This window comes from Agrobacterium salinitolerans (genome assembly GCF_002008225.1).
GTDB lineage: Bacteria > Pseudomonadota > Alphaproteobacteria > Rhizobiales > Rhizobiaceae > Agrobacterium > Agrobacterium salinitolerans.
On record NZ_MRDH01000005.1, the window covers coordinates 152016 to 167879 of the forward strand.

The 15864-nt window shown below is 59.6% G+C and carries 15 protein-coding genes; all 15 read right to left on the reverse strand.

Annotation, left to right across the window (positions count from 1 at the left end; translation table 11 throughout):
* Positions 1-56 precede the first annotated feature (56 nt).
* Positions 57-2858, reverse strand: a complete 2802-nt coding sequence (locus BS627_RS03510; RefSeq protein ID WP_077981902.1) for a type IV secretory system conjugative DNA transfer family protein — start codon at positions 2856-2858, stop codon at positions 57-59.
* The gene (gene virB11 / locus BS627_RS03515; protein WP_077981903.1) at positions 2827-3876 is read right to left on the reverse strand and encodes a P-type DNA transfer ATPase VirB11; all 1050 of its coding nucleotides are present in this window, start codon (positions 3874-3876) and stop codon (positions 2827-2829) included. Before virB11 ends, BS627_RS03510 begins: the two co-directional genes overlap by 32 nt.
* Positions 3873-5210: a type IV secretion system protein VirB10 gene (gene virB10, locus BS627_RS03520; protein WP_077981904.1), complete on the reverse strand. Its 1338-nt coding sequence runs from the start codon at positions 5208-5210 to the stop codon at positions 3873-3875. The genes virB11 and virB10 overlap by 4 nt, the downstream gene beginning before the upstream one ends.
* 9 nt (positions 5211-5219) lie before the next feature.
* Complete coding sequence (locus BS627_RS03525; RefSeq protein ID WP_245306979.1) at positions 5220-6029, reverse strand: TrbG/VirB9 family P-type conjugative transfer protein; 810 nt, start codon at positions 6027-6029, stop codon at positions 5220-5222.
* Positions 6030-6049: 20 nt separating this feature from the next.
* Positions 6050-6784 carry a VirB8 family type IV secretion system protein gene (locus tag BS627_RS03530; RefSeq protein WP_077981906.1) on the reverse strand — a complete coding sequence of 245 codons (735 nt, stop codon included), beginning with the start codon at positions 6782-6784 and terminating at the stop codon, positions 6050-6052.
* 56 nt (positions 6785-6840) lie between these two features.
* Positions 6841-7914 (reverse strand): TrbL/VirB6 family protein, encoded by a 1074-nt coding sequence (locus tag BS627_RS03535; RefSeq protein ID WP_077981907.1) that lies wholly within the window; start codon positions 7912-7914, stop codon positions 6841-6843.
* Positions 7890-8132 (reverse strand): hypothetical protein, encoded by a 243-nt coding sequence (locus BS627_RS03540; RefSeq protein ID WP_077981908.1) that lies wholly within the window; start codon positions 8130-8132, stop codon positions 7890-7892. Before BS627_RS03540 ends, BS627_RS03535 begins: the two co-directional genes overlap by 25 nt.
* The gene (locus BS627_RS03545; protein ID WP_077981909.1) at positions 8129-8920 is read right to left on the reverse strand and encodes a conjugal transfer protein; all 792 of its coding nucleotides are present in this window, start codon (positions 8918-8920) and stop codon (positions 8129-8131) included. The genes BS627_RS03540 and BS627_RS03545 overlap by 4 nt, the downstream gene beginning before the upstream one ends.
* Positions 8921-8940: 20 nt before the next feature.
* Positions 8941-10113, reverse strand: coding sequence for a lytic transglycosylase domain-containing protein (locus tag BS627_RS03550; protein ID WP_077981910.1), 1173 nt, complete (start codon positions 10111-10113; stop codon positions 8941-8943).
* The gene (locus BS627_RS03555) at positions 10091-12610 is read right to left on the reverse strand and encodes a VirB4 family type IV secretion/conjugal transfer ATPase (protein WP_077981911.1); all 2520 of its coding nucleotides are present in this window, start codon (positions 12608-12610) and stop codon (positions 10091-10093) included. The genes BS627_RS03550 and BS627_RS03555 overlap by 23 nt, the downstream gene beginning before the upstream one ends.
* A gap of 3 nt (positions 12611-12613) precedes the next feature.
* Positions 12614-12940, reverse strand: coding sequence for a VirB3 family type IV secretion system protein (locus tag BS627_RS03560; RefSeq protein WP_077981912.1), 327 nt, complete (start codon positions 12938-12940; stop codon positions 12614-12616).
* Positions 12941-12943: 3 nt separating this feature from the next.
* Positions 12944-13315, reverse strand: coding sequence for a TrbC/VirB2 family protein (locus BS627_RS03565; RefSeq protein ID WP_077981913.1), 372 nt, complete (start codon positions 13313-13315; stop codon positions 12944-12946).
* Complete coding sequence (locus BS627_RS03570; RefSeq protein ID WP_077981914.1) at positions 13312-14427, reverse strand: lytic transglycosylase domain-containing protein; 1116 nt, start codon at positions 14425-14427, stop codon at positions 13312-13314. The genes BS627_RS03565 and BS627_RS03570 overlap by 4 nt, the downstream gene beginning before the upstream one ends.
* Before the next feature lie 136 nt (positions 14428-14563).
* On the reverse strand, positions 14564-15019 hold the full coding sequence (locus BS627_RS24335) for a hypothetical protein (protein ID WP_131829399.1): 456 nt from the start codon (positions 15017-15019) through the stop codon (positions 14564-14566).
* A gap of 11 nt (positions 15020-15030) precedes the next feature.
* A complete protein-coding gene (locus BS627_RS03580) occupies positions 15031-15765 on the reverse strand; it encodes a hypothetical protein (RefSeq protein WP_245306981.1) in 735 nt (244 codons plus the stop codon).
* Between the last annotated feature and the right edge of the window lie 99 nt (positions 15766-15864).

A 15864-nucleotide genomic window follows, 5' to 3' on the forward strand; every position in this document is an offset into this window, starting at 1 on the left:
CAATGCCGCATCTCGATCGCAAACCTGTACGCTGCCCTTCGGCGCGTCCTTTCCGCTTACGAAAACCTGTCTTCGAAGTCGTCGTGTTCCTGTCCTTCTTCACTCAGCGGATCGCGAGCGCGATCGGCAAATTCGCGCAGAAATGCTTTCGAGCTATCTTCCGTCAGGCGCTCGGAGAGGGTTCCGATCAGGAGCTCGACATCCGCATTCAGCTCCATCGGGTCGAACGAGCCCACGTCCCCCTGCTCAAAAATTGCATCATTCAGGGCCTTAATGTCCGTCCCGAAGGCGCCACGAACCTCCTGCCGTCGCAGGATGCCTGAGGTGGGGGGATTTCCAGCTTCGTTCTGACTACCCGAAGGTCGTTGCACTCGACTGCCTGGTCCTCGTGGCGAGCCCGGATAGCGACTGCGATCCAACTTCGCCTGATCTATCCCAATTTCGAAGTCATCAACTTGGATGGGGGCGGACGCCCTTCCTGCCCCGCCGTCGCCTCCGTGTCCGCCCGGTGCCGCGATTTTCTTGTCCCGCACCTGGGTACGCTCGTCGTCTCGAAGTTCTTCCTCCGTCCGTCCGGCTTCGCGCGTTTCGTCGAGATCCAGACGCTGACGAAGTTCATCGAGCGAAGAAATATAGACGTGTCGGACGCCCTCCTTGACGATGAAGCGAACATTCTGTGGCTGCTGCGGTCTGTTGACGGCACCAAAGTCAACCACTCGACCCGCCGGCAATTTATCGTCGGTTGTCTGGGATAGAGCGACTTCAGGCGGCGAGGCATCGCGTTTAAAGGCTTCGGTGTCGGCGGTCGTCCATTCGACCGGCTGTATGCACGGTCTGGTCATCGGCTTGAACTTCCGCACCTTCGAAAACATCCGCTCGCCCCCGGAATCGAGTTTCATGATGCGCATGAGCGGCATGCCCGTAACCTGGAGAATCGCCTCCTCCGGCTTCATCATCATCAGCGTATTGACGGGAAGCAGGTCTACAGACACCGGCACCTTCGAGATCGATCGTTGCCTGCGACCATGGCGGTGTGAGTAAGAGGATTGCTCGACCCACTCGGTCGTCCTGCCGGCTGCGCCAGAAACGGCGGCCGCGTCCTCCTGGTTCTGGAAGTTCATGAACAACTTGATTGTCGCTGCGCCCATCAGGATCTTCTGCCCGGACCGCTGATACAGTCGTTCGAGCTGCGCGCCATCCTGCAGGATAAAGACGAAGCGAACGCCGTTCTTGCGGATCAATGGTGCAAGCGTCAGGACGGTGTCTATGCGCCCGCCATTGCCGAACTCGTCGAGCATCATCAGCACCTCGTGCTCGCCGTTGCGCAAAGGCCCCATCTGCACGAGCTTGTCGGCCATCTGCTGGATAAACATCGAAATCAGCCGCTCGTAGATCTGCATCGCATTCCAGTCGGCCTGGACGAAAATCACCACTTTCCGCTTTCTGATGGTGTCGATCGGGATCGTGGTGATGGAGGTCAGGGCTTCGACGAGGGGATTCTGCAGAAAATTGAGCTTGGCAACGATCTCCGCTGCAATCCCCTCGCCCAGCTTTTCATGTCGACCAGCGAATTTGGTCAGTTGCATGCGGGTCTGATCGGAAAGAACGGGCTCATAATTCTCCAGAAGCTGGATGATCGCCTTACGTTCATCCGACATCGAATTGAGGATGCGGTAGAGCTCGCTCAGCGACTTGCGGGTATCGGGGCATTCGAGTACGAAGCCCAGCATGGCTGTCAGCAGGATCCTGGCGCTCTCTTCCCAGAAATCCGATGAATCAGAGCGCAGACGCTCGGGCAACAGCATCTGGGTGAGCTTCTGCAGGTCGGTGATCCGCTGGTTCGGGTCGGCGCTGATGAGGTCGAGTGGGTTATAGCCGTCCGTAAATTTGGAGCCTGGCGCCAGTAGAAAAATCTCGTAGCCCTGACCCCTCAGATAACCCGAAGTCTCCTCGAATAGCTCACCGCTCATGTCGAGGACCATCTGCGATCCCTTGAAACTCATCATCGTCGGAATGACGAAGCCGCGCGACTTGCCCTGTCCCGGGGAGCCGATGACCATCACATGCTGGTCGCCGTCATTGCGCAGAAGAAGACCTTGCTTAAGGCCGAGTACAATACCGTGCTTATCACGCAACCGAAAATCAGCGGCATCTTTCAGGGTTGCCAGTCGTGCCTTTCCCATGATCATGCGCTGGCGCTTCTGGATTGCTGCCCCGATCGGAAACCCAACCGCGACTCCAGCGGCCGCCAGACCGGAGAGCGCGGCGAACACAGTCTGCCGTGGGGGCCGCTGGAACGTCCCGGCCGCGTCGGTGGCTCCAAAGGGTGCCTGATACATCGCCGCAAGGTGAGCGCCATAATAGTCCGCTACTACGGTTAAGCCACCGGCTTTACTCGCGACGAGATAAAAGGCCATGCCGTAGACAATGACAGCGGCATAGGCGGCAGCAAATATCAGTGCCGTATGCGCGACAAGGGTGAACATCGACCTGACATGCAGGAGATAGAGGATTTTGCGTGATAACGCCCTGCCCGCTTTCAGCATCCAGAGACTCAGCACGAAAAAGAGAAACGGCGAAGCGAGAACGAACGCCAGGATCGAGAGCCCGATGGTGTTCCGCGTGCGAATGATCGACCATGTGTAGGCAATGCCATCTGAAACGGGTGCCTGCCCGACATAATCGTAATAGGAGGCCGACCCGAAAGATGTGACGTAGCCCTCGTAGATCAGGGTGAAGAACATCAACCATATCGCCACGGCGCCGAGAACGGCGACTGGGAAGGTGAAGGCCGAGGCCTCCTGGAGCTTCGTCCATTTGGGGCGCTCAGCCTCTGCGTCCGTGGATACGCTTGCCATCTTCGTCCACCTCGTCGGCAAAATAGATCTCGCTGACACCGCGGCCGCCGGCAGCATCGCTCTTTTTCAATTGGACCACGATCGGGATGATCGAGCGCATGTAGCGGATGATATCGTCGCGCTCCATGCGGACATTGCTGTTCAGCACCAGCGTCGATAGCCGGTTAAAGGCGTGATGCGGCGAGTTTGCGTGAATGGTCGACATCGATCCCGGGTGCCCGGTGTTGATCGCATTCAGGAAGTCGAATGCCTCGTCGCCTCGAAGCTCACCCATGAAGATCCGGTCTGGCCTCAAACGAAGCGCGGAGGCCAGAAGGTCGGTCATCGTTACCCGCGCCTCGCCCTGGGCGCCCTTCGAGACCAGTAGCGAGACGACGTTTTCCTGGCGCGGTTCGAGCTCGGCCGTGTCCTGCATGAGGATGAAACGCTCATGGTTGGGAATGGCCGTCAGCATCGTATTGAGGAAGGTCGTCTTGCCGGTGGACGTACCGCCCGAAATCAGCATACTGCGATGGTTGATCGCAGCAAGCTCCAGAAACGCCCGTGCCTGTCCCGTCCGCAGCAGGCGCGACAGCTCAATATCGACGTCATCGATATAGTCGTCACCTGTGACCTTGGTGAAGCGGAAGGCGCCTGCTTTCTCATAGTCGTCGAGATCGAAGCGTCGGATGAATTGCTTGCGGATCGAAAATGCATGTCCGGTGGCGGAGGTCGGGTTGAGCACGAACTGGACGCGCTCGCCGTTGGTGAGTGTCGCCGACAGCAGCGGATTCTCGGCATTGATGGTCTGCTTCGTGAACGAGGCCGCGCGCGATGCCATGTGGCGGATCGCCTCCTGATCGAGGCCCTCGACCTCTCGCCTGATCATGCTGAGCCGGCCGATCCGCTCGAGCCAGATCTCATTGCTGCGCTGACAGGAAATCTCGACCACGGCGGGATCGTCGAGAAACTGCCTAATGGGGTCTAGCGCCTCGGAGAGAAAGTGCTGTTCGGCTGAGATCGATGGATGCGCGTTCATTTCCCAGCCCTCTTTCTGCGCAAACGATCGAACTCTTCGCGCACCGGGTCCGGATAGAGATCCGAGAAATCAAGGTCCCGGGTGACGAAGACGGTGATGTCGGAGCCTTGGGCGATATGGATCGTGGGCCGGATGTTGCGCGTGTCCTGGAAAGCTTCGGTTGCAAGTTGTTGAATGCCCGATGCGATCGTCTCTGCGGCGATCTCGCGCGCCCGATCCTGTGAGGTCGTTCCATTGTCCTGCGGAATGCTGGACACGGTTCCGTCTGTATTGACGATCGTGATATTTCGATCCTGTTTCTGACCAAGCTGGGCAATATATTGCGTGACCCCGCCGATCATCGTCATCAGCGCCGGCGGACCAAACCGTTCCCAATATTTCCGGTCGACGACCCCTGTCATGCCGGAGCGGCCGAGACGATCCGTGCCATAAGAGCCGAGTTGGACCGAAACGCCGTCGCCTCGGATCATCCGCGTCCAAACGATGAACAGGCGCTCCTGCCCGCGTTCGACACCGGATTTATAATCGCCGATCAGCGAGGAGCCGGCCGGGATCAGGATGCGCCGGCCGTCGAAGGAGTAGACATCCTGGCGGACAATCGCTTTCACCATGCCGGCGAGGTCGGAATTGATCGCCGTCTCCAATGTGCCGCGGATAATCGTCCCCTGTGGAATCCAGGCATCGATACGGCGGTTCTCGGCGGCAACCGACACCTGAACCCCCTGCCCTCCCATGGCCTTCAGGAAGGCGCGATCACCATCGACAGCGCCAGCTGCATCCGAGGGCGCGCCGACGGGCGTGGCCGTCGAGCCGTTCGCGCCGAACAAGCCGGCTCCAGTGGCGTCTGACGAAGCGGCTGCGGCACCGCCTCCGCGTTCCGATTGATCGAAGACGACAGCTGTTGAGCGCACACGCTCAAGCAGTTTTGCCTGCCGGGCAAGCTCGATGCATTTAGGATCGTCCGGATTCTTCCCCCTTGAGCAATCGACATCGACCGGCGGCGCGACCTGGGCTGGGGCCGGAATGACGGGTGCCGGTGGCGGGGGTGGCGGTGGGGGTGGCGCCTCCGGCACCTGCACCGTCGGCAAAGGCGGCGGCGCCGGCGGGCTGAAGCCCTCGTTTCTAGGCGCCTGGATCGGGCGGAACTCTTCATGTGGCGTATTGTCGATCGCCGGTTCCCGCTCGCCGCCGGAAAGAAGGAAATAGAGGACGACACCAACACCAGCGACCGCCGCCGCCACGGCGATCGGTCGCATCAACCCAACCCCGGAGCGCCTCACCTGACCTCCGATGGCGGTGTCATTGTCTATCGAATGATAGTTCGGATCAGACATCGTGCCTCCCTATCGTGATTTTGATGGTAAGCTTGAGCCAGCCGAGCCCAGGCGCTTCGGCGCCACGGCACCCTCGATGGGCGCCGGCACGTCGGCTGGAGCAGTCCTGAGATTAAACAGGCAGGTCTCGCTCTCGGTACCGTAACGAAGCGTCCACTGCCGCGAGACCGTGTCGATGACGATATAGTCGGCCTCACGGCGATAATTGACGAGGCTCTCGCGCCGTTTGTTATCGACAATGAAGATCGCCGGCACATCCCCGGTGAATTTCATGAAGGTCTTCAGACCGTCATCGAACACCCACAAGGGCTTGGCGGTATCGCTGCCCTTGAAGCCATAGTCGTAATTGACCTTGTCGCGGCGGATGTTCTTGATGTTGGGATTGCGTTCTGCGTCCTGCGCCTGCTTCCACAGTTCGGCCGTGCCCTTCAACCCGGCATCCTCCGGATAAATGAACCGCAGCTTGAAGGTCTGGTTCTGGATGGACCTGCTGTCATTGACCTCAAGGTCGAACGAGTAGGTTCGTTTCGTTGTCACCACCGACAGGTTTGTCGGCGCATCCTTCTCCATCGGCTTGAGGGTGAGTGAGCGCCGGTCAGCCGATGTCAGGATCTGCCAGGAAACCGTGTCACCTGCGACCACCTGTGTAACCTCCTCGTCCGCACCGAAGAGAATGGTCGTTACCATCCCGTAAGTCCCGGTGACGACGAAGACCTGTTCGGCCGAATAGGGCAAGGTCCGCACGCGCGGATCGAGCCTGCCAGGCCGGGCAATCAATTCCGCATGAACCGAAGAGGCCGTCAGCAACAGTGACAGCATTATTCCGACCCCGACCCGCCTCATGGTGTGAGCCCCGACGGCATCGTCTCCGGAACCTTGACGTACTCGGTGACGACAAAGCCGAGGGGGTTATAGAGCCGGACCCTGTTACTCGCGGGCAGATTGATCTGGCGGTAGCGGATCGTCGCCGACCAGCGATTGACGACGTCGCCGCCGCGGCGCCGTTCCCGGGTTTCGAAGCGCACCGACATCGTGGTCGCATTGAGCGGATTGACGGACAGAATTTCGGGTCGGATCTCGCCCGTTGCTCCCATGGTCTTGACCGGACCTCTCGGATTGGAAGGGTTCATCCATTCCGAATAGTCCTTGAAGGCCGGCGAATCCGGGTCCGACCAAAGGGCGATCATATCGAAGTTTTCCGAGAGATAACGAGGGTCGTAGGTCTCACGGCGAATGACGTAGTTACCGACAAAGGAGGCGCGAACGGCCTGGATTTCCGATACGTTCGACCGGTCCTTATCGAGTGTGGTCACCGTCTCCATGTAACCGCTGTTCTTGTCGACGATGAGCGGCACGACCTCGGTGCGCACCAGTGGAAAGAGCTGCGCGACGGAAAAGGACAGAACGCCGGCGACGACCCAGCCCGCAACTGCAAAGACCAACAGGATGAGGCCGATCAGCGTCCGTAGTGACCGGTTTTTCTCGCCCCAAGAGAGGTGCTGATCGTAGATCTCTTGGGGTCCCGGCGCACGATCGGCCGGCGCAGCTTTCAATTGCCTTTTGAACAATGCCAAGTTTCAAACCTCGAAGTCGCAATGAGTAAAATCGCTGATCCTTGCCGCAATCCGCGTCATTCGCTGTTGCGGCGGCGATAGGTGAGCATTCGACCCAGCGCTCCGACACCCGCGACACCGCCGCGGCCAGCAAGTGCCGCAGCCGCGACGGCACCACTGGGGCCGGCAAGTGTGCCGAGCCCAATAGCTGCGGCCTGGGCAGCACGGGAATTGCTCGAAGAGAGGCGTCTGCGCGCGGCGTCGTAGGCTGTATCCACGCCACCTCCCCCCGGGACGCCGGAGAGGGCCGCCCCGTAAGCGAAGGTGCGCGCAAAATCCGGTACCTGAAAGATGAAATAGGAGATCAGCGCGAGGTAGAGCACCATGGCGAGCACGATCGCCAGTGCGTTCTCCTTGGTGGCCATGTCACCGTTGATGGTGTCCATCATGCCGATAAGAAAACCAAAGGACAGGCCGGCCATGATATAGGTGAAGAGCAGCATGAACATGCCGTAGGCGACGCCCCTTACCCACGCGTCGAAGACGAAGCGGGTCATGCCGAAGAAATAGCAGAGGATGGCGATCGGACCGATTGCAAGCATGACGGCGGTGATCATCTTGGCGAAGAGCGTGACGCCGGTGAGGATCAGCAGCATAGGCAGGAGGCCGAAGACCAGCACGATAAAGACAACGACGGCACCCGTCACATTCGGCAGCCATCCGGATTCGTAGGAATTAAAGAGCTGCATGGCAAAGTCGTAGACCTTACGCGCCATCGAAGCGACTTGGCTGGCAATGTCCGCGCCGGCCGATTGACCACCCATCGCCGAGGATATGGCCGATCCGAGATCCTGCGGCGCCGACAGCACGAACTGTCCAATATTGTCGTAGAAGAGCGCCCAGGACATGATGAGAGTATAGGCGAGTGTGATCTTGAAGGCAGTGATCGCCATGTCCTGAAGGGAAAGGCTCGATAGCCCGAGCGCGCCCCAGAGGAAATAGAGGATCAGAAAGATCGCCAGGATGCCGGAAACGAGGTTTCTGTTCTCGGCAAACAGCCCCCAGGCCCGCTCCAGCGACGCCTCGTTGATCTTGTCGAAGTATCGAAGCGCATCGCCATAGAAGTTTATCGCGTAGCTGACGGGATCCATGTGTCATCCTGGAAATTATTGACCGATCGCATCGGGCCGCAATCGTCTTTAACGGCGCCCGCGAGCGCATTCTCAGCGGCGGTGATCTTGGGCTCGGGTACGAAGCCGAGGGCTGGCACTGGGTTTTCATCGGCCGAGCATTTCGCCAGCTGTTCGTACTTTCCGGCGCAGCCGGCGAGCAGAGCACCGGCCAGCCCCAACACAAGAAATGCCCTCACTGGTTCTGATCCTCGAAGGCTTTCAGCTGATCGCGAACGGACGTCCCCTGTGGCGCCGTTCCCCCATCACGCATGACGCTGTCCGGTAGGGGCGCGAAGGTCTTGAGGTTCTGCGACGAGGTTGCAAGGGCGGCCTTATATTGTTGGTTCAGCAACATGACCTGGCTGTTGAGCGAGCCGACAGCCTCGTTGGCTGTCTGATTACCCTGCAGCACCATTTGGGTGTTCTGCTCCAGCGCCCCTTTCAGGTCCTTCGCCGTCCCGATCTGTTGGGTGGCCTGCATGAACGAATTCTGCCGGTCCTTGGTGGCGCTGTTCATCGCGTCGGTGAGCGCGGTCAGTGTCGTCAGCGCATTGATCCCTTGGGAATAGGCTTGATTGGCGCCTGAGAGCTCACCGCCCTTGACGGTATCGACCACCATCTTCACGAGGTTGAGGCCGTTGATCAGCTTGGCCGCCGTATTCTGGAATTGACCGCCAATCCCTCCGAACACGGCTGCGTTGCTCGACAACACCGTGCTGAAATCCGGCGCCTGTCCCATGGTGAAGCCATTGCCGGTCGCGAGCTTGGCAAACTGGCTCGCATCCTGCGTTCGGTCGCCAGTGATCGCCGCCAGGGTCTTCGTGGTGTTGTCTTTGACGACTGACGTGTCCTGCTGGATCTCTGACGAAAGCCGTTTGATCTCTTCGCTGATCGAGATGTTTTCCGAGTCCTTGACGGGTACTTGTGCATAGGCCTGAGGGACGGAAACGATGGCGAGCGCCGCTGCGATCACTGCTGTCTTCATGTGTCTAACCTCTCCTGTTCTCAGTTTGACGTCGGCCTGGAATCGACGACCGTGACGAGGCCGAGCGCTGGATCCTGCAACGCCGTGAAGGTCGCGACCGCGCCATTAGCACGTGCCTCATCCTGCAGGTCGGACAGCCAGTGCTGGATCTGTTCGGTGGTGGCGTTGGACGGGACAGCGAAGCAACGCGTGCCGCCTGTATCGATGATATTGGTCGGGCACCGGATCTCAGCCATGACAAGCGAGCCGTCATGGTCTTTCGAATTTCCGCCACCAATGCCCCGCAAACCTGCCGATGACGATTGCAGGCCAGACTGAAGCCGCTGCAGGTACTGCTGGTTCGCAGCTATCGATTTCCCAAGCAGCTCGTTCCAAACCGAACCGCGTTCGATCTGCGCCTGCGTGTTTCGGTCGACCGCCTTCTTCAGCTGCTCGCCGCAGCCGTTTGGGTAGCTCGCGGCTTCTGGCTCGGCTGTACTCTCCGACGGGGTGTTATCACCGTTCTGGGCCTTGTTACGGGCATAGTAGGCGGAGACCTTTTTGACGTAGTCCTGCGTCTCGGGGATGTTGGGGATCTGACCGTTCTGCAGCGACTGCCGATACGGACCGGCATTGTAACCGGCGGCGATGAGATCATAGCGGTCTCCGAACATTCCCTGGAGCTGCTTGATGTATTTGACGCCCCCCCGAATATTGTCGCGTGTGTCATAGGGGTTGACGTCGAGCTGCGCGGCGGTCCCCGGCATCAGCTGCATGACACCGGTGGCGCCAACCGCTGACCGCGCCGACTGGCGGAAACGCGACTCCTGCTCGGCGATCGCCATCGCGAAATTCGGATCGACGCCCTGCCGGATTGCCTCCTGTTGCACCATGCTGGCGACTTCCTGCTGGCTTGGAGTGCGAGACGACGGCGCTGCCGGCGCAGTGTCTCCAGCCATGCCGTCGGCGGAGCAATCGGCCGGTGCGCCCGACCCCTGACCGGGCGCGACGCTATCGGTCGTTCCGCCCGAGGCGCCTTTGACCTTGCGCGTATCGGCCTGATAGGACTGATACCAGTTCTCAGTCGCCTGCTGGATCTTCTGGCGGGCCTGGTCGATGACCGGCACTTGCGCATGGCTTGTGCCGACTGGGAGGATGAGAACAAGAGCCAGTGCGCCGGCTGCGGCTCCCTCAAGGTGCTTTGCGTGCTTCATCGACCGTCACCCCATCCCAGTCGCAGAATTTCGAAAGCCAGTTCTTTGGATCGTCGCCGTACTCGTCGAGCAACATCTCGACCTCGCGCACCGTCTCCTCGCGGCCCGAAAGCACCTTGATGAACTCCGGCATGTGGGACATGTCGACGCGCGCGATCACGCTGCTTTTTGCCTGCTTGATCAGCATGAAACGCGAACTCGGATCGCCGTTCTTGACCCAGTCGAATTCTGCTCGCGACAGGCCGAAATGCTCCATGTAGGAGTTTTCGTCAGCCTTGGGATTGGCAAAGAAGATGTTGGTCGACGTCTGTTCAATGATCGTGCGGCTAACACTCGAACGCACAACGTCGTCGGCCGACTGCGTGCCGAAGATGACGAGACCATTTCGTTTTCGGATGGTCTTGAAATAATCTTTCATGGTGCGCTTGAACTCGTCGTCGTCGAGCAGCTTCCAGGCTTCGTCCATCAGGTTGATGATCGGCGCCTTGCCGTCGTAAATCGCGTCCAAGCGGTGGAACATGTAGAGAAGGGCTGCGGTGCGCACCGTCGGATCATCAAGGATCGACGTCATGTCGAAGCCGATCATCGGTCGCGAGATATCGAGATCGTCGGCCGCGTTGTCGAAGAGCCAGGCGTAGGGACCCTTGTCGACCCATTTGTCGAGCCGGGCGATCAGGCTGCCTTCGGTCCGCTCACTGCCGGCGAGCAGCGCCCGCAGCGACGAAAGACGACGATATGACCTGTCTTTCGTCTTGAGGACGGACTTTATTGCGTTGCGGATGATCGTCTCTTCCTGCGGGGTCAGGCTTTCGCCTTCCTTGGAGGGCTTCAGCATGAAGCTCAGAAGCCCATAGAGGAAAACGCGGTTCTCCTCGGTATCGTCGAGCAGCAGCGGATTCCATCCCGACGGCTGGCCGGGCTCGAGCGACATGTAGGTTCCGCCCGCCGCTCGCACCATAATATCGAGACCACGGTCCTTGTCGAAGACGATCGTCTTCAGCCGGGGGCTGACGCGGTAGGCCTGCAGGATCAGGAAGGCCATGATGACGGTCTTACCGGAGCCGGTCGGGCCGAAGACGGTCGTGTGCCCGACGTCGCCCTGGTGGAAGTTGAAGAAGAAGGGCGTGCCTGACGTCGTTTCGAAGATCGTGATCGCCGGCCCCCAGTGGTTGCCGTCAGGCCTGCCGTAGGGATAGGCGTGAAAGCTGCTCAAGCCGGCGCAGTTCAGCGTGGAGATTAAGGCTCGCCGGGCGATATAGGCCTGATTGCCGGGTAGCTGCGCCCAGTAGGCCGGCTCTGCATTCAGGTCCTCGCGGACATAGGAGGCGCCGAGCGCGCCAAGTTCGTTGCCAACCAGCGCCACCGCATCGTCAAGCTGGGCAGTGGTTTTGGCGACCGGCATAACGGTGAGGTGATGTTCGGTGAAGGCAACCCGCTTGCGGGCAAGTTCGTCCCGGGCGATATCGAGATTGGCCTGGACACTCGATCCGCCTTCGTCGGCTTTCGACATCTGCCGGTCCAGCCGTTCGATCCGGCTGCGCGCCGCCATGTCGTCGACAAAGGACATCGACTGTGTCAGCACCAGCTCAAATGGCAGTTTGAGGATATAGTCGAGCATGCCGGCGCCGGTCTCCGGCGGATACTCCTTCAAGGAGACCATCGCCGCATATCGGTCATCGTCCGGTATATCGCCCTGCAGGTGGATGATGCGATTGCCGATCGACGTTCGGCGCGCCGGCAGCATCTCGTCGATCGGGATGTTCCCAAGCCGGATCGGTCGGACGCGGCCGCCGTTCAGTAGTGTGTAGAAGAACTCGCATTGTTCGGAGAACCAGACTTTGCGAGCTGTCTCCTCGACGATCATGTCTTCGGAGACATCGCGGAAGACTTTTCTGTTGTCGCCGAGATCGGCCTGTACGCGTTGCACGTCGCGAAGAACCTTCGGCCCATAGACGGAAAGCGATTTCTCCAGCGCTCGCGTTGCCTCGACCAGCTTGTCGCGCATCGCGCGGAACTGTTCCTTGCGCACGGTCGTACCGCCTGCGCCCATGAGGCGGGAAAGCGCGGATCCCTTCCGGAACATGGGGCGCACGACCAGCGAGACATAAGTGTCGTTCACGAACATCTCGTTCTTTGAGATGCTCGACTGATAGACGTGATCGAGGCGCTCCATGAAGGGGTCGATGAAGGCTGACGGCAATGATGGCGCGACCTTACGTCTGACCACATGAGTATAAAGTGCGAAGCTGCCGATCGAGGAAATCGCACGGAAGGCGGCGTTGCGCTGCCGCTGCAGCATATTGATCGTTTCGATGTCGGCCGTCTCGAAGGAAAAGCCGGTGAGCTTCAGGGTCGAGACGAGGCAGTCGTTCTTCAGGCGGATCATGCCGTTTTCGATCGGGACGTAGAAAGGAACATGCGTCGCGACGTTCCGGTCCGCAAAGATCTCCCAACCCTTCGACAGACTGCCTTTCAGCGATCTCGCCATCGTGTTCATCGCTTACACCCCGTAGGTTCTGACGCCGCCACCAAGCTTCCGGCCAAGAGGGTTGACGCCACACATGCTGAGGCGCCCGACGATCTCGAAAAACCAGAGATCGAGCTTGACGGTGAGCACGTAGAGAATGCTGTGAAGGACCACAAAGGAGACCGGGAACCACAGGATGGATCCCAGGATCATGAAGACCATCAGCGAAAGAAAACATTCCGCCAGGAAGTAAGTGTACGGAATTCCCATCACCGTCGGCGGTCGTGTAAGAGCCAATATGACGGGATGAGATTCGATATATTCGTCGCCACCGTCGGCGGTATTCCCTGCTCCCGCCATGGCTTAAGACCCCCCACCAGCAAGGAAGTCGACGAGCTCGGCAGCTGCGAACATGCCGGCAAGGCTCCCTCCAACCCGCAGCAGGGCTCCCCAGGACCAGTAGCCAAAGGCTGCGGCGAGAAACATGCCGATGAAGGCGATTGCTCCGACCGAACGACCGAACGGCCCGGTGAAGAACTGCACAAGTCGGTCAGCCGCGTTTTGAAGGGCATCGAGATTCTGCGCGGCCGCTGGCTCGTACTGGCTGACGAGCAGGATCAGGCTTGTCGCAAGCACGATGGCGGCGTTCCCGACCCACCTCCTTTTGGCCAATGAGGACCAGGCTACGCTGCCATAGAGAACGGCGCTCTGGACTGCGAACGCGATGGAATTCATTCAAACACCTCTTCCTTGACAATTTTGACCGGCCCACCTGGATCATTCCGAGCCCCCTGAGCTCGGACTTCTGGTGGGGCCGAAGTCACTGCGGAGAAAACAAGCATGGGGGATTTTGCGCGGTCGGCCCGGCCGGTACGGCGGGACGCCGAGGCCGTACTTGTGGACGTGACACCTGGCGCGGCCGCCGTGCCGGTATAGTATCCAACGACACGGGTGACATAGTCCGCGGTCTCGCGGATCAGTGGCAGGGAATGGCGAAGGTCGACATTCGGCTCGCCGGCATTATAAGCGGCGGCGACCAACACAGGATTTTTGTACTTGGCGATCAAGACGCGGAGAAATCGCGTGCCGGCCTGGATGTTCTGCTCCGGATCCGATAGATCGGTCGCACCGAAGGCTTGGCCGATGCGTGGCATGACTTGCATCAAACCGATGGCGCCCGCGGAGCTAACCAGATCTGGATCGAACCCGGCATTCTCGGCCCGCATGACCGAAAGCACCCAGTTGGGATCCACCTCCTCCTTCCCGGCAACCTTCAATGCAAGTTCGGCATAGTCAGTGGGCACACCGGATAAAAGATCCGATCGGACCTGTACTGGTGGCTCGCTGACATGAGGTGTGGTTGTCGGCTCGGCAAGTTCCGGAACGGCGGTTGCATGGTCAAACGAGTATACGCTGACCAGCGAATGCACAGCGCGCTCCCGACGGTCTTTCGTGATCCCAGAGGCTGATTCTGATGATCGCCCGACGCTGTCACTAAACCCTCCGATGAACTCCGACGGACCAGTGCGGATCCGAAGCGCATCAACGACCGGGCCGCTAAATCGCGCGTTGAAGCTGGCAGGATCGATCGTTGGGATATCCCGCGTCGAAGCAGCAGCTGAGGCCTCCGGATTTGGCGGCACGGCCGCCACCTCGTCAGCCTTCGGCTCCATCAGGCTGGCGGTGTGGACGTGCGTCGACTTTGCCAAGACGATGTGGCCGCTACTGTCATCTGGGCCAGAGGCGAAACCGGTCAGCAGAAAAGCCGAGGTTCCCGCGAGCCATAGCACGCTCCGCGAGGATATCTTGTCCGGTCTGTTCACAGGCGAAAGCGGATCACTATCCATGGCTGAACCAACGAAAATTATACTGCGGTATAAGATTTTGAACCGCATTCAGCCGTGGAAATCAACCCTAAAGTTTAACTAGAGTATAATTAATAGGACGCCGCGCTACGTCGGAAGGCGGACTTCCATAAGAAAATCAGTCCCTTAGTCGTGACCATTGATCCGGGGTCCAGCGATACCGAAGCTGTTCGCGATCTCCCAAAATGAGAGCGAGACGGACGGCAGTCCCGCCCTTTACCAGGACCGTACCGGCGTCGGCGCCCGAAGCTGTGACAGAGATTCGGCACACGAAATTAGGCAACTCCTTCTGTATTCTCGTCACCTGATAGCAGGACTCGATCTGGTAGCGGCCGCCATCACGACCCATCGACAAGTGGCTGTCTTGGACAGGACCAAGCCGCTGGCGTCCGAATTCGGTGCCATACTCCAGCTGGCATTCGGCGATGTTTTCCCGATAGGCTTTGCAAGCTGCGAGGCTGAGATACGCGAACGGTACTGGCGGCTGTGGTCGGCCGCGCTCGACCTGATGACCACATCCTGCCAGCGCCAACATTGCTGCCAGAGATCCGAAGAGCTTCGCAAAAGTCCGCATGGTGCTACCTTCTAGCTTGCCTGCCGATAGCCGGCCTGTTCCAGGGCTTCGAGGAAAAGATCACGGGCGAGCGCGCAATAGGGTGACGTTGCCTGAGCCAGGTGAAGCTGGGTGAGCACCAGTCCGAGATCGGAAACGGTCGTCACGACGTCCTTCAGGTCGCTGTTGAACCCGTCCCGCAACAACTCGCCGCTCGCGTGGCCTTTGACTACGATCGCGTAGTCGTTGCGCGCGATGCTGTGCCAAAGCTCGATCGTGCCGGTTTCGCCCACCGCGCTTTCCGTGTCGCAGACGAGGAGGAGGGCGTAATCCGGATCGCGCATCGCGCTTTCCTCTATAGAGGTGTCCCCACGGAATTCCGTCAGCACCACCTCAGTGGCAAAGAGCATCAAGCGCTCGTTCACCAGGAGGCGCTTCTGGCCAAGCCGGACAAAGCCGTTCATGACAACGGAGCGGATTGCTGCGGGCGGAAGGTTTTCCGCGCAGTGTTCGCATATCGATGTCAGTTGGCTATCGAGAAAGGCAAAGGTGCTGTGGAAGCGGTTGACGATGGATCGCTCAACATGTTCTGTTTGGCCGCCCAAGGCTTCGACGAAAGCGAACGCATCAAGTGTTTTGCGAGGCTTCGCGAGTACATCGCTCTCCGATGCGGAGCCCGGGTCCCCGACCAGGCTCGAAGGGCCAACGACGATAGCGGCAGACCGCGTCTGTGCACCACAGCCCGGGCAGTCCGCTGAGAATGGCACTTTGTACCATTCCTTCGTCAGGAGGGATCGATTGTGTATCAGGGCAAACCCGCTTTCCGATTGAACGGCTTATTGCTCGACCGATCATATTGACGGACC

Coding starts and splice junctions, on each gene's coding strand:
- BS627_RS03510 (WP_077981902.1), bottom strand. CDS start 2,858: ATGGCAAGCGTATCCACGGACGCAGAGGCTGAGCGCCCCAAATGGACG.
- virB11 (WP_077981903.1), bottom strand. CDS start 3,876: ATGAACGCGCATCCATCGATCTCAGCCGAACAGCACTTTCTCTCCGAG.
- virB10 (WP_077981904.1), bottom strand. CDS start 5,210: ATGTCTGATCCGAACTATCATTCGATAGACAATGACACCGCCATCGGA.
- BS627_RS03525 (WP_245306979.1), bottom strand. CDS start 6,029: ATGCTGTCACTGTTGCTGACGGCCTCTTCGGTTCATGCGGAATTGATT.
- BS627_RS03535 (WP_077981907.1), bottom strand. CDS start 7,914: ATGGATCCCGTCAGCTACGCGATAAACTTCTATGGCGATGCGCTTCGA.
- BS627_RS03545 (WP_077981909.1), bottom strand. CDS start 8,920: ATGAAGACAGCAGTGATCGCAGCGGCGCTCGCCATCGTTTCCGTCCCT.
- BS627_RS03550 (WP_077981910.1), bottom strand. CDS start 10,113: ATGAAGCACGCAAAGCACCTTGAGGGAGCCGCAGCCGGCGCACTGGCT.
- BS627_RS03555 (WP_077981911.1), bottom strand. CDS start 12,610: ATGAACACGATGGCGAGATCGCTGAAAGGCAGTCTGTCGAAGGGTTGG.
- BS627_RS03560 (WP_077981912.1), bottom strand. CDS start 12,940: ATGGCGGGAGCAGGGAATACCGCCGACGGTGGCGACGAATATATCGAA.
- BS627_RS03565 (WP_077981913.1), bottom strand. CDS start 13,315: ATGAATTCCATCGCGTTCGCAGTCCAGAGCGCCGTTCTCTATGGCAGC.
- BS627_RS03570 (WP_077981914.1), bottom strand. CDS start 14,427: ATGGATAGTGATCCGCTTTCGCCTGTGAACAGACCGGACAAGATATCC.
- BS627_RS24335 (WP_131829399.1), bottom strand. CDS start 15,019: ATGCGGACTTTTGCGAAGCTCTTCGGATCTCTGGCAGCAATGTTGGCG.